10 protein-coding genes are annotated in these 20,207 nt (G+C 69.4%); 6 read left to right on the top strand and 4 right to left on the bottom strand.

Annotated features, from left to right (window positions below):
* The first annotated feature begins 193 nt into the window (after nt 1-193).
* On the top strand, nt 194-9,148 hold the full coding sequence (locus OG405_RS22500) for an AMP-binding protein (protein ID WP_327148442.1): 8,955 nt from the start codon (nt 194-196) through the stop codon (nt 9,146-9,148).
* A 311-nt stretch (nt 9,149-9,459) separates the two neighbouring features.
* Complete coding sequence (locus tag OG405_RS22495; protein WP_442790781.1) at nt 9,460-10,485, top strand: alpha/beta hydrolase; 1,026 nt, start codon at nt 9,460-9,462, stop codon at nt 10,483-10,485.
* A 75-nt stretch (nt 10,486-10,560) separates the two neighbouring features.
* Here OG405_RS22495 and OG405_RS22490 read toward each other — a convergent pair whose 3' ends face one another.
* On the bottom strand, nt 10,561-11,682 hold the full coding sequence (locus OG405_RS22490) for a winged helix DNA-binding domain-containing protein (RefSeq protein ID WP_327148441.1): 1,122 nt from the start codon (nt 11,680-11,682) through the stop codon (nt 10,561-10,563).
* Between the two features lie 92 nt (nt 11,683-11,774).
* Complete coding sequence (locus OG405_RS22485; RefSeq protein ID WP_327148440.1) at nt 11,775-12,608, bottom strand: enoyl-CoA hydratase-related protein; 834 nt, start codon at nt 12,606-12,608, stop codon at nt 11,775-11,777.
* Between the two features lie 133 nt (nt 12,609-12,741).
* Here OG405_RS22485 and OG405_RS22480 point away from each other — a divergent pair, with 133 nt between their 5' ends.
* On the top strand, nt 12,742-13,977 hold the full coding sequence (locus OG405_RS22480; protein WP_327148439.1) for a TetR/AcrR family transcriptional regulator: 1,236 nt from the start codon (nt 12,742-12,744) through the stop codon (nt 13,975-13,977).
* Nucleotides 13,978-14,133: 156 nt separating this feature from the next.
* On the opposite strand, the gene OG405_RS22475 is transcribed toward OG405_RS22480, so the two are convergent.
* A complete protein-coding gene (locus OG405_RS22475; RefSeq protein ID WP_327148438.1) occupies nt 14,134-15,651 on the bottom strand; it encodes an aldehyde dehydrogenase family protein in 1,518 nt (505 codons plus the stop codon).
* Between the two features lie 255 nt (nt 15,652-15,906).
* On the opposite strand from OG405_RS22475, the gene OG405_RS22470 reads away from it, so the two are divergent.
* From OG405_RS22470 to OG405_RS22460, 3 genes are all read left to right on the top strand, one after another.
* Nucleotides 15,907-17,043, top strand: coding sequence for an ATP-binding cassette domain-containing protein (locus tag OG405_RS22470; RefSeq protein ID WP_327148437.1), 1,137 nt, complete (start codon nt 15,907-15,909; stop codon nt 17,041-17,043).
* Nucleotides 17,040-17,849: an ABC transporter permease gene (locus OG405_RS22465; protein ID WP_327148436.1), complete on the top strand. Its 810-nt coding sequence runs from the start codon at nt 17,040-17,042 to the stop codon at nt 17,847-17,849. The genes OG405_RS22470 and OG405_RS22465 overlap by 4 nt, the downstream gene beginning before the upstream one ends.
* A 146-nt stretch (nt 17,850-17,995) precedes the next feature.
* A complete protein-coding gene (locus tag OG405_RS22460) occupies nt 17,996-18,862 on the top strand; it encodes an ABC transporter permease (RefSeq protein ID WP_442790780.1) in 867 nt (288 codons plus the stop codon).
* A gap of 15 nt (nt 18,863-18,877) precedes the next feature.
* Here OG405_RS22460 and OG405_RS22455 read toward each other — a convergent pair whose 3' ends face one another.
* Complete coding sequence (locus OG405_RS22455; protein WP_327148434.1) at nt 18,878-20,080, bottom strand: lycopene cyclase family protein; 1,203 nt, start codon at nt 20,078-20,080, stop codon at nt 18,878-18,880.
* Nucleotides 20,081-20,207 lie beyond the last annotated feature (127 nt).

The following is a 20,207-nucleotide window of genomic DNA, read 5'->3' as shown; positions in this document are numbered from 1 at the left end:
CGGGTACCGGCGCATTGTGGCAGGCTGCTGTCCAAGCCACGGCGACGGCCACGGCGCGGCGGTGAAGTGCGATAGGCAGGCGAGGCGGACAGATGGATGCGGTAGTCGGTCAGCGGTGTGACCATCTTCGGAGGGCGAAGTCGGTATGACGCGGCCAGTCCGGACCCGGCCCCACCGAACCCGGCGTCCCCGCGTGACCACCCTTCCGCAGCTGATCGCGAACGCTGTCGAGACCAATCCCGACGGTGCGGCGCTGGTCCTCGCCGACGGCACCGGCCCGCTGGAACAGGTCAGCTACGCCGATCTGGACGCATGGTCGAGCCGGTTGGCCAGATCGCTCATGGCGCGCGGTATCGGTCCGGAGGATCTGGTGGCCGTGGCCATCCCGCGTTCGCTGGACGCGGTGCTGGCGGTTTGGGCGGTCGCCAAGACGGGTGCGGGTTTCGTACCGATCGATCCCGCCTATCCACCGAACTGGATCGCACATCTGCTGGTCGACATCGGTGCCGTCTACGGGCTGGCGGTGTCCTGGGTCCGCAACGAGCTTCCCGACGAGATCGAATGGCTGCAGGTCGATACGGTCGGCGCCGCCCGTGCGCTGGAACAGTTCTCCGCCGAGCCCGTCACCTACGCCGATCGGATCCGGCCGCTGCGGGCCGAGCATCCCGCCTACGTCAGCTATGCCAGCGACGCGGAGTCCTCACCGGACGGCGTCGTCGTGACCCAGGCCGGTCTGTCCGGTCTGTGTTCCGAACAGCAGGGCCGTTACCGGGTCGAACCCGAGGACCGCACCCTGAACTTCGCGCCGCTCCCGTCGGATTCGTCGGTCCTGGAACTGCTGCTCGCGCTCGGTGGCGCCGCGACCATGGTGGTGGTGTCGCCGCTGGTGTCCACGGCGGACGAACTGACCGAACTGCTGCGCCGCACCGGGGCCACTCATGCCTATCTGACTCCCGACGCGTTGGAGGTGATCGATCCATCGGGCCTCGACGAGCTGGGCGTGGTGATCACCGGTCGCCGGCCGTGCCCACCCGAGCTGGTGTCGCGCTGGGCGATTCCCGTCAGGGCGGGTTCGACCAGGGTTCTGTATCAGGGTTACGGTCCGGCCGAGTCCACTGTCATGACCAGCATCAGCACCGCACTGACACCCGGCGGGCCCGCGACCATCGGCGCCCCGATCCGCGGCGTAACCGCCCATATCCTCGACGAACGACTCGCGCAGGTGCCCGACGGCGAGACGGGCGAGCTCTACCTCGGCGGACCGCAGCTGGCGCGCGGCTATCACCGCCGACCCGGACTGACCGCACAACTGCTGATCGCGGACCCGTACGCCGACGACGGTTCCCGGCTCTTCCGCACCGGTGACCTGGTGCGTCGCGCCGGCGACGGCGAGATGGAATATATGGGGCGGATCGAACTGCCGGCCCCGCAGCCGGGGACCCCCTCCTGGCCGGCCGGAACTGTTCACGGCACCGAAGACACACCCGCCGATGAGCCGGCCGCCGCTGCGGCCGAACCACCGCTCGATTTCGAACAGAGCCTGCCGATCCGCGAGACACCGGCCGGTCGGCCGAGCCCCGCTGCCGCGGAACCGGAGCCGTCGGCCGGCGAGGATTCTTTCGCCGGCTACGGCCGTCCGGAATCCGGCCGACCCGATACGGCGGCCGCGCGTCCAGTGACCGACAGCCGTCTGGCTTCCGAACAACGCGATATGGAGCTGCCCGGTCGCGGTTATCTGGAGATGCCGGACCGGCAGTCTCCGCTGGGCGGACGGGGTGCCCGGACCGCGGAACCATCGGCGCCGCCCGCGCCCGCCGCTGTGGAACCGGACGCGAAGCAGTCGCAGGATGCCGCTGCCGAATCCTGGCTCAGCGGCGGCTATCAGTTGGTTTCGCCGACCGACCCACAGACCGCCCGCGGGGGTTCGCTGCCGTCGGCCGGTGGTGACGCACTGGCGTTCTACGAGAACACCCCGGCCACTCCGGTCTCGCCGCGGACGGCGACGGGCCGGGCGCCGAGGCCCGCGGTGCGCCCGGAGGAATCACACGGCTCGGACTTCCCGTTCGGTGCTCGGAGAACCGATTCCCCCAGCCCCCTGTGGCCGAGTTCCCTCGGCGTCCGGACCGAGCCGACCGAACCCCCGGCGCCGGAACCGCCACCGGCACCGAGCGAAAGCCCGGTTCCGCTACAACGCCCCGAGCTCATACCGCTCTCACCGGGGCAGTTGCGGTTGTGGGAACGCAACCGGTTCACACCCGACGAAGCTTCCGACACCGTCACCGCCGCGATGACGCTGACCGGCACTCTCGATGCGACGGCCATGCAGGCCGCCGTCGCCGATGTGGTCGACCGGCACGAAACGTTGCGCACCGTCTATCCGGAGGTCGGTGGCGGGCCGCATCAGGTGGTGCTGCCGCGGGAACAGGCCGTGCCGGAAGTAGTGGCCGAACCGGTCGGCTCCACCGAGCTGGCGGATTGGCTGGCCGCGTTGTCGCGGACCGACTTCGACGTCGCCGACCCCGAACAGGTGCCGGTCCGGTTCGCGCTGGCCGAAACCGGCGCCCGGGAGCATGTGGTCGCCGTGGTCGTGCACCGGATCCTCGCCGATGAGATGTCGGCCGGGTTGCTGCTGCGGGATCTGTTGCGAGCGTTCTTGGGCCGGCGCAATCGGTCACGCCCACTGTGGCAACCGCTGTCGGTGCAGTACCTGGACTACTTCCTGAGCCGGCGAGCCGACCTCGGCGAGGTCACCGACCCGGAATCGCTCGCCGCGCGGCGGCTGGTGTTCTGGCGGGAATACCTGGCCGGGCTGCCGCCGCGGCTGGAGATCCCGGCCGCGGTTTCGCACGCCGGGGCGGCCGGTCACGGGGTGCACGGTTTCGAGATCAGTACCCGGACCCATCGCCGAATCGCCGATATCGCCCGCCGGGGGGAGGTCTCGGAGTTCATCGTGGTCCGCGCGGCGTTCGCGGTGCTGCTGGCCCGCTCGGCCGCGGTCACCGATATCGTGCTCGGCAGCTCGGTGCGTGGTCACGACGAACATGAACTCGACGACGCGATCGGGCCCTACGCCAATACCGTGGTGCTGCGCACCCGGATCGACCCGGCCGAATCCTTCCTGGACCTGATCGCGCGGGTCGCGGAATCCGATCGGGCCGCCTTCGCCCACGCCGATCTGCCTTTCGAGATCCTCGACGCGGCGATCGGCGGCGGTGCGCCGCTGTTCGATATGGCCATCTCGCTGCGGCACAACGATGTTCCGCGGCTGGAGATGCCGAGCCTGTCCACCGAGCCGATCGATATCGCGAGCTCGTCCACGGAGTGCCTGCTCCGGCTGGTCATCGACCCGCATCGCGCGCCCGACGGCTCACCGGACGGCATCGCGGCTGCCTTCCACTATGTCGCCGATCGGTTCGATGCCGCCGCTGTCGCCGAATTCGCGCACCGGTTGCAGCGGGTGCTCAGTGTCGCGGGTGGTGATCCCGATGGTCCGGTCGGGGATATCGATCTGCTGTCGCGGGCCGATCTCGACCGGTTGCTGGTGGTCTGGAACGACACCCGGTACCCGGTGGCGTCCGATCTGCTGCTCGACGGTTACCGCCGCACCGTCGCCACCCGTCCCGATACGGTGGCGGTGGCCGACGCGGAATCCGAGCTGACATACCAGCAGTTCGATGCCCGGGTCAACCGGTTGGCCCGGCGGTTGATCGCGTCCGGGGTCGGCACCGAAGCCCCGGTGGGTGTGGCGGTCCGCAACTCTTCCGAGCTGCTGGTGGCGATCTACGCGGTGCTGACCGCCGGCGGGGCCTGCCTGCCGCTGGACCCGGACGATCCGGCCGACTGGAACGCGCAACTGCTCGAGACCGCGCGACCCACCTGTGTCCTGGTGGGCCGATCGGACGAACCGCGACTGGCGGCAGCCCTGAAAGCGACCGGGAGGCAACCGGCACCACCGGTTCTCGTGCTCGACGCCGCGGACCTCGCCGGATACTCCGCCGATCCGGTCCGCCCCGAGGAACTGATCCGCCGGGTGCTGCCGGGTAACACCGCCTATCTGCTGTGCGCATCGGTTTCGCCGGACGGACCGGAGCTGGCCGTTCTCTCGCACAGCGCGATCAACAACCAGATCACGCTGATGCTCGCCCAGTACCCGATGGGTTTCACCGACGTCTATCTCCAGCGGAACCCGCCGACGCGGGACACCTCGCTGTGGGGAACCTTCCTGCCGCTGCGGGCGGGCGCGGAACTGGCGCTGGCCCCGGCCGGAATCCAGGATCCAGAGCAGATCGCGGAAGCGATCGCCGCGCGCGCGGTCACGGTCACCGATTTCGGACCCGATGAACTCGCCGCCTTCGCCGGCCATGCCGATCCGGGCCCGGTGCGCAGTCTGCGCGAGGTCTTCGTCACCGGTGGGCCCTTGGCGCCGGCAGCTGCGGCAGCGTTGCGGCAGCGTTGCGGTGCGCGGGCACAGAACCTGTACGGGACCTGCGAGACCGCGGTTTCCGTGACCTCGTGGCCCGCCGCCGGATCTCCGGAACGGTCGGTCCCGATCGGATTGCCGCAGTGGAACACCCGGGTGTATGTACTGGATTCGCGACTGCGCCCGGTCCCGCCCGGTGTACCCGGTGAGCTGTACCTGGCCGGTGACCAGCTCGCTCGCGGGTATGCCGGCCGATCCGGTGTGAGCGCGGACCGTTTCGTGGCCAACCCCTTCGGGTACGGCCAGCGGATGTACCGGACCGGGGATGTGGTGCAGTGGCACGAGGCCACCGCCACCACGCCGCAGCGCCTGGATCATCTGGGCCGTACCGACGATCAATTCGGCTACCGGGGTCATCGGGTCCGGCCCGCCGCCGTCGCGGCCGCGCTGCGCGCCCTGCCCGGTATCGCCGAGGCTGCGGTGCTCACCCGCACCTCGGGTCCGGCCGTATCGTCGGCCGCGCGTCCCGGTGCGCGCCTGGTCGCCTATGTGGTGCCCGAGCAGGCCGGGACCGAACCCGATCTCATCGGAATCCGCGACGCACTCGCTCGGACGGTGCCGCGCCAGCTGGTGCCCGCGGCGTTCCGGGCGGTCGACCGGATCCCGCGGTCCGGCACCGGCGTGCCGGACCGCGCACAGCTGCCGGATCCCGACAGTGTCGCGCCGCTGCCTCCGGATCCGGGTCCGTGGGCCGGAGACGTTTCCGCCGAACTCGACCTCCCCCCGCACACTGCGGAATCCGTTCCGCCGGTGGCGGATCCGCTACCCGCCGCTGCCTCTTCGACCGGTCTGTCCGCCGGCCCCGCACCGGAACCGTTCACCGCTACCGCTGCGGAGACCACCGGGGAACTTCCCGCGACTCCGACAGCGGCGCGGCTGCTGGACAATCCCGTCCCCGGTGTCGAGATCCGGTCGATCGTGCTCGAACTGCCCGCCGACCGTCCGCTGAGCCGAACCGAGACGGCGGTCCGGTCGCTGATGGTTCGGCATCCGATGCTGTCGGCGCGGTTCGATGCCGGCGAGCGGCCGGCCATCCTGTGGATTCCACCGCGGGAACAGCGGGGTCAACGGCAGTACTGGTGGCTCGGCCCCGAGTCCGGCGAGAACACCGTCGCCACCGACGATGTGGTGCAGGCCGCGGCCGATGCGCTCGACCCGGTGTCCGGTCGCAATATCCATTTCGTCGTCACCGGTGCCGAGCCGGAGCGCCGACTCGTGGTGGTGGCCAACGGGCTGGCGGTCGACGACCGGTCGTGGCGGATCGTCGTCGACGAACTGATCGCCGGCTGGGCCGCCGCCGATCCCGCCGCGGCCGCGCCGGAGAGCAAACTGCCGCAGTTGGTCCACGCCCTGGACGCGCGCGCCCGCTCCATCGAACTGCTCGACGAGTCCGGCTGGTGGCGCCGCAATGCGGCCGGCGCGCAGATCGCGGCACCGCTGCGATCTGCCGATCTGCGGCCCCGGCGCCGGGTCTCGCTGGCCATCACGGCCGAGGGCACCTCCGCTGTCACCGCCGCGGCCGACGTCTATCGGGCCACCGTGCCCGAAGTGCTGTTGACGGCCGTAGCCCTCGCTCTGCGTACCGGCGAGCAGGGCACGGTCGCCCGCGCGATCGGCTCCGTGGTGCGCTGTGATGCCGACGCTCGTTCGTTCACCAGCGGAACTGCCGATCTGGTGGGCGGGTTCGCGACCGAATTCCCGCTCTCGGTCCGCCTCGCCGATATCGATACCGCCGAGGCGCTGGTCGGCGGTGCCGCCGCGGGAAGCGCCCTGGTCCAGATCCGCGATCTGTACCGGTCGGTGCCCGACGGTGGCGCGGGCTACGCGCTGCTGCGATATCTGAACCCGGAGACCACCGCCGAATTCGCTGCCGCCGAATCGGGCCGGTTCACCCTGCGCTACCGGGACCTGCGCCCGGCCCGGGTGCATACCGACGGCCCGGCCGACGGAGTGCCGCTGATGCTGACCGTCGACGCCACCGACGACGGCCTGCTGTGCCGGTTCGACTACGCGACAGAAGTCTTCGCCAGCGAGGATGTGAAAACCTTCGCCGAGCACTGGGTCCGCGCACTGGGTGGTTTGGCCGAACACGGGTTGCGCCCGGGAGCCGGTCACGAAAACCCCGCAGCCGAAAACCCCGCGCCCGAAAACCCCGCGCCCGAACCGGAGCCCGCACGTGCGCTCGAACCGGATCCGGTCCCGGATGCGGAGGTCACCTCACTGCTGCGCCCGATCACCGATGCACCCGGTCCCGCGGCGAGCCGTGGTCCGCTACCGCAACGCGCCCCCGCCGCCCCCGCCGCGCCCGTTGCGTCCGCGGACTCCGCCGCCGATTCGTCCGCTTCGATCGGTTTGCCACACCGCAGACCGGGCGAGGCAGCCGGACACAATGCGATCGCGACACCGTCGCTGCCGCAACGCCGCCCGCGGCCGGAAACGACCCCCGCTCCCGTCTCGGATCCGGGCCTTGCCTCGCTGCCACGGCGCCGGCCCGAGCCCGAGTCGGATTCCGCGCCGGCCGCCGCGGAACCACTTGCGACAGTCCGTGCGGCGCTTCCCCGGCGTCGGCCGCGATACGACAGCGGCACCACGGCCGAGCCGGTGCCGGGGGCCGTCCCCGAGACTTCGCCGGCTCGTTCCCGGTTCGAGGACGCGGGTGGATCTGTATCGGACGGTGTGCCCGAGGATTCCGCCGACAGTTCGTCGATCTCGGTGCCGCGGAACCGTTCCGGGGAAGTCGCGGAAACGGAGCTGTCCGGCACGGATCCGGAACCGGCCGAAGCTCCCGCCGCGATGCCGGGTATTTTGCCTCGGCGCCGTTCTCGGCTCGACAGCGCCTCGACCGCGGAGCCGGTTCCGGATGCCGCCGATCCGGCACCGGTGTCGTTGCCGCGTCGGCGGTCGCGGGTCGGTGAGCAGTCCGATGCCGACCTCACTCCGACCGCATCGGAGTTCGCGTCGGATCCACTGCCGCAGCGGGGCTCGGGCTTCCCTGCGCCGGACGCCCCCGCTGCCGGCGGTTCCCAGCCGGCGGCGCCCCCGCTGCCGCGACGCAGGTCCCGGCCCGTGGTCGAAGCCGATGCCGATCTCACGCGCGACCCTGTTCGCGCGCCGCTGCCGAAGCGCGAGACCGGCGGCGACGCGGTGGCGGAAGCTCCGGGGGAGCCGCTTCCGGCCCCGCTGCCGCGGCGTCGCCCGCAACCCCTCCGCGACGAGACGGAGGGACCCCGGGACTGGACCCTGAGGCGTTCGCGGCCCGCGCCCCCACCGGATCCGGAGTTGACCGCCGAGCCGGAGCTGACCGCCGAGCCGGAGTCGACCGCCGAGCCGGAGTCGACCGCCGAGCCGGAGTCGACCGCCGATCCCGAGCTCACCGCCGATCCGGAACCGACCACCTTCCTGCGTCCGATCGCGGATGTGGAGACCACCGCCTATATGTCGCCGGTTGTCGATCTGGGAGGACGCGACGATCAGAGCACGCTGCTGACGCTGTTCGACGAACAGGTGACCCGCACTCCCACGGCGCCCGCCGTGCGGCAGGGGGCACGGGTGCTCAGCTACAGCGAACTGGACCGTAAGTCCCGGGCGCTGGCCGTGGAGCTGATCCGGTTCGGTGTCGGTGCGCAGACCCTGGTCGCTGTGGCCATGCGTCCCGGAATCGACCTGGTCGTCGCGGTCTGTGCGGTACTGCGCGCCGGTGGCGGATACGTACCGCTCGATCCCGGGCGTCCGGCCGGGGAACTCGACGAGTCGCTGGCCACGGCGGCACCGATCTGTGTGCTGAGCACCTCGGACGAGGGAGTCACCACCGGTACCGGTATCTCGGTCGTCGCGATCGACCTGCTGTATCTGGACCTGCCCGCGGACCCCGCCGCCGATCCGCCGGTGGTCGCCGACGACCTCGCCGATATCCGGTACATCCCCGGTGGGGCGGCCGGTGTCACGAGCACCCACCGGCAGTTGGTCGAACGGCTGCGGCGAGCGCAGCGCAGCCATCCCTACGATTCGGCCGATCTGGTGCTGCACGCGGCGCCGACTGTCACCGATATCACGCTGTGGGAGCTGTTCCGGCCACTGCACCACGGTGCCCAGATCCTGATGCCCGATCATCCCGGCCGGGCCGCCGACCTGTCCCGTTCGATCGCCGCGAACCGGGTGACGATCGTGCATGTCGTTCCGGCGCTGCTCGACCGGTTCCTCGATTCGGTGACCGACGGCGGCGGCCGGGCCGCGCATCCGAGCCTGCGCCGGGTCGTCGTGGACGGTGCCGCGCTGCCGCCCGGTGGGGTGGAACGGTTCATGACGTTGCTGCCCGGCGCGGAACTGGTCATCTGGTACGGCCACAACGAGACCGGCGTGATCACGGTGGGCTCGGTCGGCGGCCGGCCGGTCACCAACGACCGGGTGTACCTGCTCGACGAGCGATTGCGCCCGGTCCCGCCGGGTGCCGTCGGAGAGATGTACATCGGCGGCCCACAGCTGGCCCGCGGCTATTACGCCGCCGCCGCGGCGACGGCCGCGCGGTTCGTCGCCACCGGTGGTGGTAAACGGTTGTATCGGACGGGGGACCTGGTTCGCCGCCGGGACGGTGTGCTGGAATATCTCGGGCGTGTCGAACGGGTCGGCGGGTCGCTCATGAGCGGGTCCCGCCGGGGCGGGCATGATTGACCGCGGCCCGGAGTACTCCGAGTCACCGAGCGGGCGCGCGTTCGTATCGAGTCGCCGCGATCGAGTCGCCACGATCCGCTCGACCGGAACGAGATGTTCGGGCAACGCTACGGTAACGATATGTCCGCAAAGTACGACTACAGGTACAGAACTCCCGGGGTGGCCGACAGCTGTCCCGTTACTGTGAGGCGTTCAGGTCCTGGAGCCGGTAATTGCGGCGCGGAAAGAGCCCGAATAATAATTCGAGACGAAGCGAAGGTGCGAAATTGATACGTCGACTCACCCGGCGCGGCGGTAAGCGCGCTGCGGCGATGGTCGCGGCCACAGCAGTGCTGACCGGTGTGATGACGGGTCTCGGCGGCGGTAGCGCCGCCGCGGCCGACCCGATCATCGAATCCAAAACCCTGCTGGCCGACCCCACCGCGCCCGACGGGTCACGCATCGTCAAGGCCGAGTACAAGGACGATCGCAGTCTGCGTCTCTACGTCTACTCGGTGGCCATGGACAAGGACATCGTCGTCGACGTCCAGCGCCCCGCCGATGCTTCCGAGCCCCGCCCCACCCTCTACCTGCTCAACGGCGCGGGTGGCGGCGAGGATTCGGCCTCCTGGCAGGCCCAGACCAACACGCTCGAATTCCTCTCCGACAAGAACGTCAATGTCATCCAGCCGGTCGGCGGCTCCTGGAGCTACTACACCGACTGGATCAAGGACGACCCGGCTCTGGGCCGCAACAAGTGGAAGACCTTCTTCACCGAAGAGCTTCCGCCGCTGGTCGACGGCGCGCTGGGCACCAACGGCGTGAACGCCATCGCCGGTCTGTCGACCTCGGGCACCACGGTGCTGGCCCTGCCGATCGCCAAGCCCGGTCTCTACAAGGCGGCCGCCGCCTACAGCGGTTGCGCCCAGACCAGCGACCCGGTCGGTTCGGAGTTCGTGAAGCTCACCGTCAACACGTGGGGTGGCGGCAACACCGACAACATGTGGGGCCCGGAAGGCTCGCCGGAGTGGGTCGAGAACGATCCGTTCGTCAATGCCGAGGGGCTGCGTGGGCTCGGTCTCTACGTCTCCACCGGTAACGGTCTGCCCGGCCGCTGGGACACCCTGAACGGCCCGCATACGCTGCCCGGCGCCTACGGCCTCGCCAACCAGATCCTGGTCGGCGGTGTCATCGAGGCGGGCACCAACTACTGCACCCACAACCTGCAGACCCGGCTGGATTCCCTCGGGATCCCGGCCACCTTCAACTTCCGCGATTCGGGCACCCACTCGTGGGGCTACTGGGAAGACGAGTTCAGGGCTTCCTGGCCGGTTCTGGCCGGTGGCCTGGGCATCTAGTTCCCGCCCGCTCTCATGCCCGTGCCGGGGCGGCCGCGTGCCGCCCCGGCACGGGCGTTTTCGTAACCCGCTGTATCAGATGCCGCGACCGGGCGGGGCGAAGACGATATCGGCGCTCTCGGCGCCGGGGGCGATGACACCGAGCAGTGCGCTCGCTTCCGCGGCCACCGCTTCGGTATCGCCCGCAGACAGCGGCCGATCGTAGGGGCGCACGGTGATCGTCACCGACGCGCCGGTCCGGTCGACGGTCCAGTCGCCCGCGGTGAACCCGTCGACGAGCAGGATCTGCGGCGCCGGCCGCTGGGTGCGATAGCCCTGTCTGCCGTGTGCCTCGGTGATCACCCGGCTGCGGTCCGCGTGCGAGAGCAGGAGGTTGTCGAAGTCGTAGAGGAACCGGGGCGGAGCCGGTGTGTCGGGGTCGGGGCGTGGGGCGTCGGGCAGATCGAACAGTTCCCGCCCGTCCTCGTCGGTGAAGACCCTCAGGTCCGGCCGCATCGGCTCGACGATCTCACGCAGCCGTGTCAGTCCCGACCACATCTGCACGTCTTTCACCTCGGCCGGTCCGAAGGCCGACAGGTAACGCAGGATCAGCCGCTCGAGCGACGCAGGAGCGGCGTCGGCGGGCCTGAGCCACGCATCCAGGGTTGTGTGGGCTATGGGCCCGCTGCGGCCCCAGACTCCGCGTGGGGGCACCTGGACCAGCGGCGCCTGGTTGCGGATGGCGTAGACCAGTGAGGCGGTGGCGCGGCCCGGCCAGCGCAGACCCAGCTGTTCGCCGAGTTGTCTGTTGGTCAACGGTCGGGGCGCGAGCAGTTCGATCCCGTCGGCGACCAACTTCGCCATCTCGATGCCCGCGACGGGTTTGCCGTGTGTGTGGTTGCGATACAGGTCGCGATCGAGCACCGGCTGGATCAGGGGCCGTAGTGCGCGGGCGTCACGCGGGGTCACCAGATGGATCGTCGAACGCATGAGGGCGATCCGGACCAGGGTGCGATCAGTCAGCAGATCGGCCGCCCGACCGGGCACGAATCCGGCCAGGCGTGACCACAGGCCCACGTACCAGCTGTGCGGGGTCTGCGCCTGGAGCCCGACCAGATGTTCCACCGCGGCGGCGACGGATAGTTCGCTGCGGCGCAGCAGCAACTGGCGCTCCAGGGTGGCGCGGTTGAGTGCGCGGCGGCTGAGTACCTGCGTCATCGGCGAAACCTTTCGACCCGATGATCATTCGGGCCGAATGGTTCCCGTGCAACTCCGCTAGTGCTTGCTCGGCAGGGTGCCGATGTGCGCCGCTATTCCGTGAAGACCGCTTTGCGTTTGCCGAGCATGGCGCCGGCGCCCTCGAAGAAGTCGGGGGATTGCAGCAGCTCGACCTGTCCGGCCTTCTCGTCGGCCAGCGCCGAGTCCAGCGCGGCCAGGGTGGCCCGGTTGAGCGCCTTCTTGGTGAGTTCGAGGGCGCGGCGTGGACCGTGCGAGATCTTCTCGGCGGCGGCCTCGACAGCGGCATCCAGTTCCGCTGTGTTCGCCAGGACCTCGGTGAACAGCCCCTCGGCATGCGCCGCGGGGGCGGGCAGGCGTTCACCGAGCAGCGCCATCCGAGCCGCCAGCGGGCGACCGGCCGCCGCGGCGACCAGGGCGGCGGCTCCGCCGTCGGGCATCAGGCCGATATTGATGAAGGCCAGCAGCAGGTAGGAGTCGGCTTCGGCGTAGACCAGATCGGCGGCCAGCGCGATACCGACACCCACCCCGGCGGTCGCGCCGCGTAGTCGGACGATCACCGGTATCGGGAGGTCCACGATGGCGCGGACGAGCCGGTTCGCGGCATCCATCACCTGGTCGGGGGTGATACCGCGGGCACCTTCCTCGGCGCCGGCCGCGAGGTCGGCGCCGGTGCAGAAATCGCCACCCGCACCGGTGAGCACGACCACCCGCACGGCTTTGTCCGCTGCCGCGGCGAGGAAGGTATCGCCCAACGCCACCAGGGAGTCGTAGTCGAGCGCGTTCTTGCGTTCGGGCTTGGTGAGGGTGACCCGCAGTACCCGGCCGTCCTGCACGGCGGAGAAACCGGTCGGCTGTGTTGCGGGGGGAGGTGCGGGGGAAGGTATGGGGGAATCTGTGTCGACCATGCGCGCTCCATCGGGTGCGGTCCGGTGCCAACCGGGTGGCGAATAGCGGTTAACGTTGCGAATTGTGGTTAACTTAGGTTGACTTGTCGGGCGCTGTCAACACTGGCGGCGCCGCCGACGGAACGGAGAAGGCATGGTCGCGGATAGCAGCCGGGTGGACCCGGTGCGCGTGCGTCCGGCCGACCGTGGCAACGGCCAGGGCGGGCGGCGCCGCCCCAAGGACCGCAAGGTGCAGATCATGCGTGCCGCGGCCCGGGCTTTCAGCGAACGTGGCTACTATCCGGTCGGCGTGGACGAGATCGCCGCCGAGGTCGGGATCTCGGGTCCCGCACTGTACCGCCATTTCGCCAACAAGTACGCCCTGTTGGTCGCCGCGGCAGAGGAAGGCGCGCGGCAGCTGCTCGAAGCCGCGCGCGCCGCGGACGAGCCCGGGGCGAGTCCGGACGACCGCCTCGACGCCCTCATCCGGGCCGTCGCCGAGCACACCATCGAGATCCGGCGCGAGGCCGGTCTGTACCGGTGGGAGGGTCGCTATCTCGAGCAGCCCGATCGCGCCCGGATCCGCACTCTGTACAACGAGATCAACAGCACCTTCGCCGCGCCGATCGAAGAACTGCGCCCCGGCGCTCCGCCCGAGGACATCGCTCTGCTGGCTGCCGCCGTGCTGAGTGTGATCGGCAGTATCTCGGCACATCGCACCGCACTGTCCAGCGCCAAACTTCTTCCACTGCTACGCGATATGGCCTGGTCGATCCTGCGCGCCGAGCTGCCGCCCGCACCCGGGACCGATGAACCGAACAATGTCGCGCGCGGGCTGCCGGTGACCTCCAAACGTGAACAGCTGCTCACCGAGGCGATCCGGATCTTCGGCCGCCGGGGCTACCACGAGGCCAGTATCGAGGAGATCGGGGCGGCCGTCGGGATCAATGCCTCCAGCGTCTACCGGTACTTCAGCAGCAAATCCGACCTGCTGGCCGCCGCTTTCCACCGCACCGGCGACCGGCTGGCGTTCGCTATCACCGAGGCGCTGGCCGAGGCGAGCGGGCGCGCCGACGCGGTCGACAAGATCGCCGACCGTTACGTCCGGCTCAGCTTCACCATGCCGGAGATCATGCCGGTGTACTACGCGGAATTCCCGAATCTGCCCCCGGCCGAACAGCACAAACTCCGTGCGATCCAGCGGCAGAACGTACACGAATGGGCCAACCTGCTCGACTGTGACCAGATCGAGGCCCGCTTCCGGGTGCATTCGGCGATCGGCCAGGTCATCGATGTGGGCCGGTTGATCCGCTTCGACTCCCGGCCTCGGCACATGGCCCGGGTGCACGCCCTCATGATGGCCGTGCTGCTCGGATCTTCGAACGTCTGACCGGCACTACCGCACCGACCCCAGCGCTGCCGCCGAGTCTGGTCACCGGCTCGATCGGCATCACCTCATCGGCATGGGAAGAGCTCGCGCGGCTCGCCGGAGATCCGGACCGATAACACCGAACCGGTCCGGCGACGAGGAATCCGGGGGTCGCGTTCAGCCGTGCCGGAATCGGAACACCGTGCGTGCCAGGCGGAGTCGGCGGCCGTTCCGGTTGAAGCTGGACAGGCCCAGCGGTTCCCCGTAACGGTTGCGCGCGATCGACAGGGTCCGGCTGAATTCGCGTAGACCGTGTATGCCGTGGCTGTGTCCCTGACCGTATTCGCCGATCCCGCCGAACGGCAGGGCCGGGATGCTGGCGTAGGTGGTGGCCGTATTGACGGTGACCACCCCGGCCCGCAGCCGTTCGGCATAGACCTCGACCTCGGCGATATCGCGGGTGAACACCGATACCGCGATACCGCGCCCGGCGTCGTTGATCCGGGTCACCGCGTCGTCGAGATCGCGCACCTTGTTCACGATCAGGACCGGACCGATGCCCTCCTCGGTGATGGCGATACTCTCTTCCGGCACATCGACCAGCACGATCGGCTCGATATACGGTTCGCGAATCGAATCCAGTCCGCCGACCACCGCGCGCCCGCCGCGCGCCAGGGCGTCACGGACCTGTTTGCGCACCACCTCGGTCTGTGATTCCAGGATCATCGGCCCGTAGGACGAGCGCCGGTCCGCGCCGGGTTTGAGTGCGCGTGCCCGGTCGACCACCAGGCCGAGGAACTGCTCGTAGACCGAGGCCGCGACATAGGCCCGCTGGACGCCGGTCGCGTTCTGGCCCGCGTTGGCCATCGACCCGAACACCGCGGCATCCGCGGCGTCGTCGAGTTTCGCGTCGACGTGCACGATCATCGCGCCCTTACCGGAGTTCTCGACCACCACGGGGGTCATGGTCTGAGCACACAGCGAGATCACCTCGCGGCCTTCGGCTTCCGGCCCCGCGTAGGCGATTTTGTCGACGCCGGACCGGCACAGCGCGGCCGCGGTGGAATCGTCGCCGGTGACCGCCGCGAGGACGGGCCGGTCCGGGATGACCTCGTGCCAGGTGTCGGCCAGCCACAGTCCGGTACCGCTGGTCACCTCGTGCGGTTTGAAAACCACCGTGTTACCCGCGGCCATGGCGTAGGCGATCGAACCCATCGGCGTGAAAACCGGGTTCTGCCAGGGGCCCAGCACGCCGATCACCCCCAACGGCAGATAGCCGACCGAGGCCCGCTGATTACGGGTCAGCCAGTTGGAGGCCAGTGGACGCCTGCCCAGCGCCCGGTCCGCGTTGCGGGCCGCCCAGTCCAGGTTCTCCACGGCGAGCATGACCTCGATCGCGGCCTCGGCCTCGGGTTTACCGGTCTCCTCGCGCAGGATCTCCACCAATTGCGCGGAGCGGCGCGCTATCACGCGTTTCCACTCCAGCAGAAGCCGTCTGCGGGTTCCGAAACCCGCGGTCGACCACCAGTTCTCGACCGTTCGCGCGGTGTGGACCGCGCGTTCCAGATCGCTGGGTCCGGCGACGGGATAACTGCCCACGACCTCACCGGTCCGGGGGTCGTGGGATGTGAGCACGCTCGGTCGGCCGGATCCTCCCGAACGCGCCGCCACCTCGGGCTGCGCGGTATCGGCCATGAAAATCAGATTATGGTGGTGCGGTAGCGCCGACAAGGTGCCGGTACTGCCCCTCGACTGTCCTTGCACCGCCGACCAGGGTGGATGACCGACCACAGCGCTGCTGTGAGCAAAGGCACAATTGGTTCGACCCCGCCCGGGGAAATGGCGCCCCGTCTCCGAATCGGTAACATCGCGCCCGGCGCCAGGGATCATTCAGGGGGATACCTGTGCGCCGGTCACCCCGCAGCCCATCAGGCCGATAGTGGAGAGTTGATGCCGAGTTCGAACGAAGCTGGAACAACCGCCGGCGAGAATGCCCCGCCGATTCGTTCGGTGGATTCCCGCCCGCCCGGCCGGGACATATCGAAATCCGGGACCGGCGGCGCACCGGGGGCTCCCGGGTTCGCCCTCACCAACGGCTCCGGTGCCGCCGGTACCGCTTCCACCGACGCGGTGCTGGTCGAAAACATCACCAAATCGTTCGGTGACGTGCACGCCCTGCGCGGGGTGAGTTTCTCGGCCGCCCGCGGCACCGTGCTCGGAATCCTCGGACCCAACGGCGCGGGCAAGACCACCGGCGTGAAGGTCCTCTCCACTCTGTTGCGGCCCGATTCGGGAAACGCCGTCGTGGCCGGTCACGATATTCGCAAGGATCCGGCCGGGGTGCGCCGGTCGATCATGATGACCGGTCAGTACGCCGCCCTCGACGAGAATCTCTCGGGCCGGGAGAACCTGGAACTCTTCGGCCGGCTGATGGGTCTGGGCAAATCGGCGGCCCGCGGACGGGCGGATACGCTGCTCGCCGAATTCGACCTCGTGGCCTCCGGCCGGCGTCCGGTCCGGCAGTATTCCGGCGGTATGCGGCGGCGGGTGGATATCGCCTGTGGTCTGGTGGTCCGGCCGGAGGTGGTGTTCCTCGACGAACCGACCACCGGTCTCGACCCCCGCAGCCGCCAGGGCGTATGGGATCTGGTGAGTGCGTTGAAAGAGCAGGGCATCACCGTGCTGCTCACCACCCAGTACCTCGAAGAAGCCGATGTGTTGTCCGACAACATCATCGTGATCGACAAGGGCACGGTGATCGCCGAGGGCACCGCCGACGAACTCAAGGAGAAGACCGGCGGCAGTTACTGCGAAGTCGTGCCGCTGGATCCGACCCAGCTGGGCCGGGCCGCCGCCGCGCTGGGGGATCTGGTTCCGCCCGCCCACGCGATCGACCTGGGCGGTTCCGAGCGACTGTCCATTCCGGCCCCGGACGGCGCCGCGACCCTGACCGAGGCTTTGCGGCGCTTGGATGCCGCCGATATCGCGCTGGCCGATATCGCGCTGCGCCGACCTTCGCTCGACGATGTGTTCCTGTCCATCACCGGGCGTACCGGCGGCGCCGATAAGCCGGGGGCTCCCGCGTGAGCGCTCCCGCGGTGGCGCGCCCCGACTTGTTCGCGGACGTCGCGCACCGGCGGGTGTCCTCGTTCGCGCAATGGCGGGCGCTGACCGGTCGCGTCGTCTGGACCATGTTCACCAAGGGCGAGATGATCGCCGCGATCGTGATGCCGCTCGTCTTCACCGTCGGTTTCTACCTACCGCTGCGCTATGTGATGCAGTTCCAGGGCATCGACTACGCGCAGTTCGTGATGCCGATCGTGGTGTTGCAGACCATGGCGTTCACCATGATGTCCAATGCGCAGCTCGCCGCCGGCGAAGCACTCACCGGATTCAGCACCCGATTGCAGACGATGCCCGTCGGCCTGCTGGTGCCGTTGACCTCGCGGATCGCGGCGGGCCTGGTGCGCTCGATCATCTCCATCGCCGCGGCTCTGATCTACGGCCATGTCATCGGTTTCGAATTCACCGCGGGATGGGGTCAGACGGTGGGATTCTGCGCCTTCGCGGTCGCCGTCGGAACGGTGCTCGCGATCGGCGCGGACGGGCTGGGCAGTCTGACCAAGAGCCCGGCCTCGCTGAGTCAGGCGCTCACCCTGCCGACGTTGATCTTCGGCATGATGTCGTGCGGTTTCGTGCCCGAGGCCGGATTCCCCGAATGGGTCCGCCCGTTCGTCCGCAACCAGCCCATCACCCAGTTCGCCTACGCACTGCGCGATATGGCCGGTGACGGCGTGACCTGGGAGGTGCTTCGAGTGGGGTTGTTCTGGCTCGTCGGGGCGGCCGTGGTGTTCACACCGTTCGGAGTCTGGGCGAGTGTGAGGCGGGCATGAGCGAGTCAGGCCCGGAGGCGGTAGCGGAGCGTGACCATGGAGGGCCCTCGCTCATGACCAAAGGACCCAGCATGAGCGAGTCAGGCCCGGAGGCGGTAGCGGAGCGTGACCATGGAGGGCCCTCGCTCATGACCAAAGGACACGGCATGAGCGTTATCGAACGAACCGCGGGGACCGATGGGCCGCCGGTGGATCTCGCCGCGCTCGACCTGCCGCGGGTCACCGCCCGGTCCGAGCGGTCGCCGGTGGTGTGGGCGGTGCACAGCTCCATCCAGTGCAAACGCCTGCTGACGGCCTGGCTGCGCGATCCGGCTACCACCATTCAGACCATCGTGTACCCGGCACTCACCCTGGTGATGTTCTGGATCGTGCTCGACGATTCCATCTCCGGTTTCACGGGTAAACCCGCCATCTACGGCACAGTTCCGATGATCACTCTGGTAGCGGCGATGACGGGCGCGGTGGTCAGCGCCCTGGGTTTCAAGGTCGAGAAGGCCACCGGTCTGCTCGGCCGGTTCTGGACGATGCCGATCCACCGTGCTGCCGGCTTGACCGGCCGGCTGTTCGCGGAGGCGATCCGGATCATGATCACCACGATCATCATCGTCGCCGTGGGCTTCGGTCTGGGATTCCGCTTCGATCAGGGGCTGTGGGCCGCGCTCGGCCTCTTCGGGATCCCGATCCTGTTCGGCATGGCGTTCGCGGTGTTCATCACCGCGCTGGCGACCTTCACCGAGGGTCCGCTGCTGGTCCAGCTGGTCGGGATCGTCACGAACCTGCTGCTGTTCTTCAACTCCGGGTTCGTCCCGGTGTTCGCCTACCCGAGCTGGTTGCGGTCGACAGTCGAGAACCAGCCGATGAGCTGCGCCATCGAGGTGATGAAGGGGCTGTCCTACGGCGGTCCGGTCGCCGAACCACTCGGCGACACCCTGCTCTGGGTGGTCGGGACCGTCCTGGTGTTCGGCTATCCCGCGATCCGTGGCTACCGGAAAGCCGCCGAGAACAGCGGCTGACCCCGCGTCGGCCGGCTACTTGCGGGATCCGGCGGATCGGGTCCCGGAAGTAGCCGGTTCGAACGGGTAGCCGACCCAGCGGTCGCGATTGGTCCAGCCGACCAGGTCGTAACGCCAGCGGAACGGCCAGGTGCGGGAGACGGTGTTGAACAGCACTGCTCCCAGCGCCGCGTAGTCGTCATGGGCCGACAGCAGCGCGCGCTGCCCGCGCGGTGACGCGGAGAAGAAGGAGTCGAACATGGCGATGGACTGTTCGGTGGTGAGCCGGCCCAGCCCCCACAGGCCGCGCATCCGCATCCAGTAGGTGAGGCGGGCCTGCCACGGCCACAGCGCGGCGATCGGGTCTTCTCCGGCCAGGATCGCGGTGACCGCGGTATCGGCGGACGCGAACGAATCGGCGACGCTGTAGCCGGTGCAGGGATGCATCATCCCGCCCCGGGACCCGTAGGGCACCGCCCGCCCGACGCCGTTCTTCGGGGGCGGGGTGTCCAGCGGATAGTGCGCGGCCTCGCTCGGCTCCTCGCCGGTCAATTCGATACCGTGCGCTGCCAGCCGCGCGAGGGTGCGTTTGCGGAGTTCGTGCTGCGGCATCCCGCCCCGCAACCCGAGGCTGGTCTCCTCGAAGATCACGGTGCCGTCGCCGAGTGGCACCGAGTACAGGAACGACGGCGGCTCATCGGGTCCGGCCCCGTTCTCCGGCCGCCAATCCAGCAGCAGTCCTTCACCGTCACCGACCATCGGCGCGGCGGTCTCGGCGTTCACGAAGATCCCGTGCGCACTGGCCGCGCGGCGATCGCCGGGCGCCGGCATTCCGCGCGCATCGACCACCACCGCCGCTCGGATCACGGTGCCGTCGGCCAGCCCGACCTCGCGCGCGTCCACCCGGGTCGCGCGCCCCGCGTACACCCGGGCGTCATCCAGCGGCAGCGCGTCCCGCAGCAGCGGTTTCGACAGCACACAGTAGGGGCGTTCGATCTTGATCTCGGAGGTCGTCCAGACAACCGGCGCGGGAATCCGGCTCGCGATCACACTGTGCGGCAACCAGTCCGGGAGTTCATCGACCCAACAGGAAAAGGTCGGCGGCCACAGCCGGCCGGGGCGGGGATCTACGGCGGCGACGCGCAGCCCGGCCACCACGGACCGGTAGGCGAGCACCCGCCCGGAGGGGCCCAGCCCGACGACACAGATATCGAACTCACCGACCGCGCTCTCTGCCATGTATTGCATTCAACGGGGTGGGGCGGGGGAGAGCAACTGGGGGCAGTTCCTACCAGATGGGGTGGGCTGTGTTTTTGGCGCGCTGGCGCGCGCGGGGGTTGAGGCCCTGAGGTCTCGCCGTTCAGGC

Source organism: Nocardia sp. NBC_01329, from assembly GCF_035956715.1.
Taxonomy (GTDB): Bacteria; Actinomycetota; Actinomycetes; order Mycobacteriales; family Mycobacteriaceae; genus Nocardia.
Note: the sequence above shows the minus strand (reverse complement) of the source record. Positions and strands in the feature narration are given on the sequence as shown.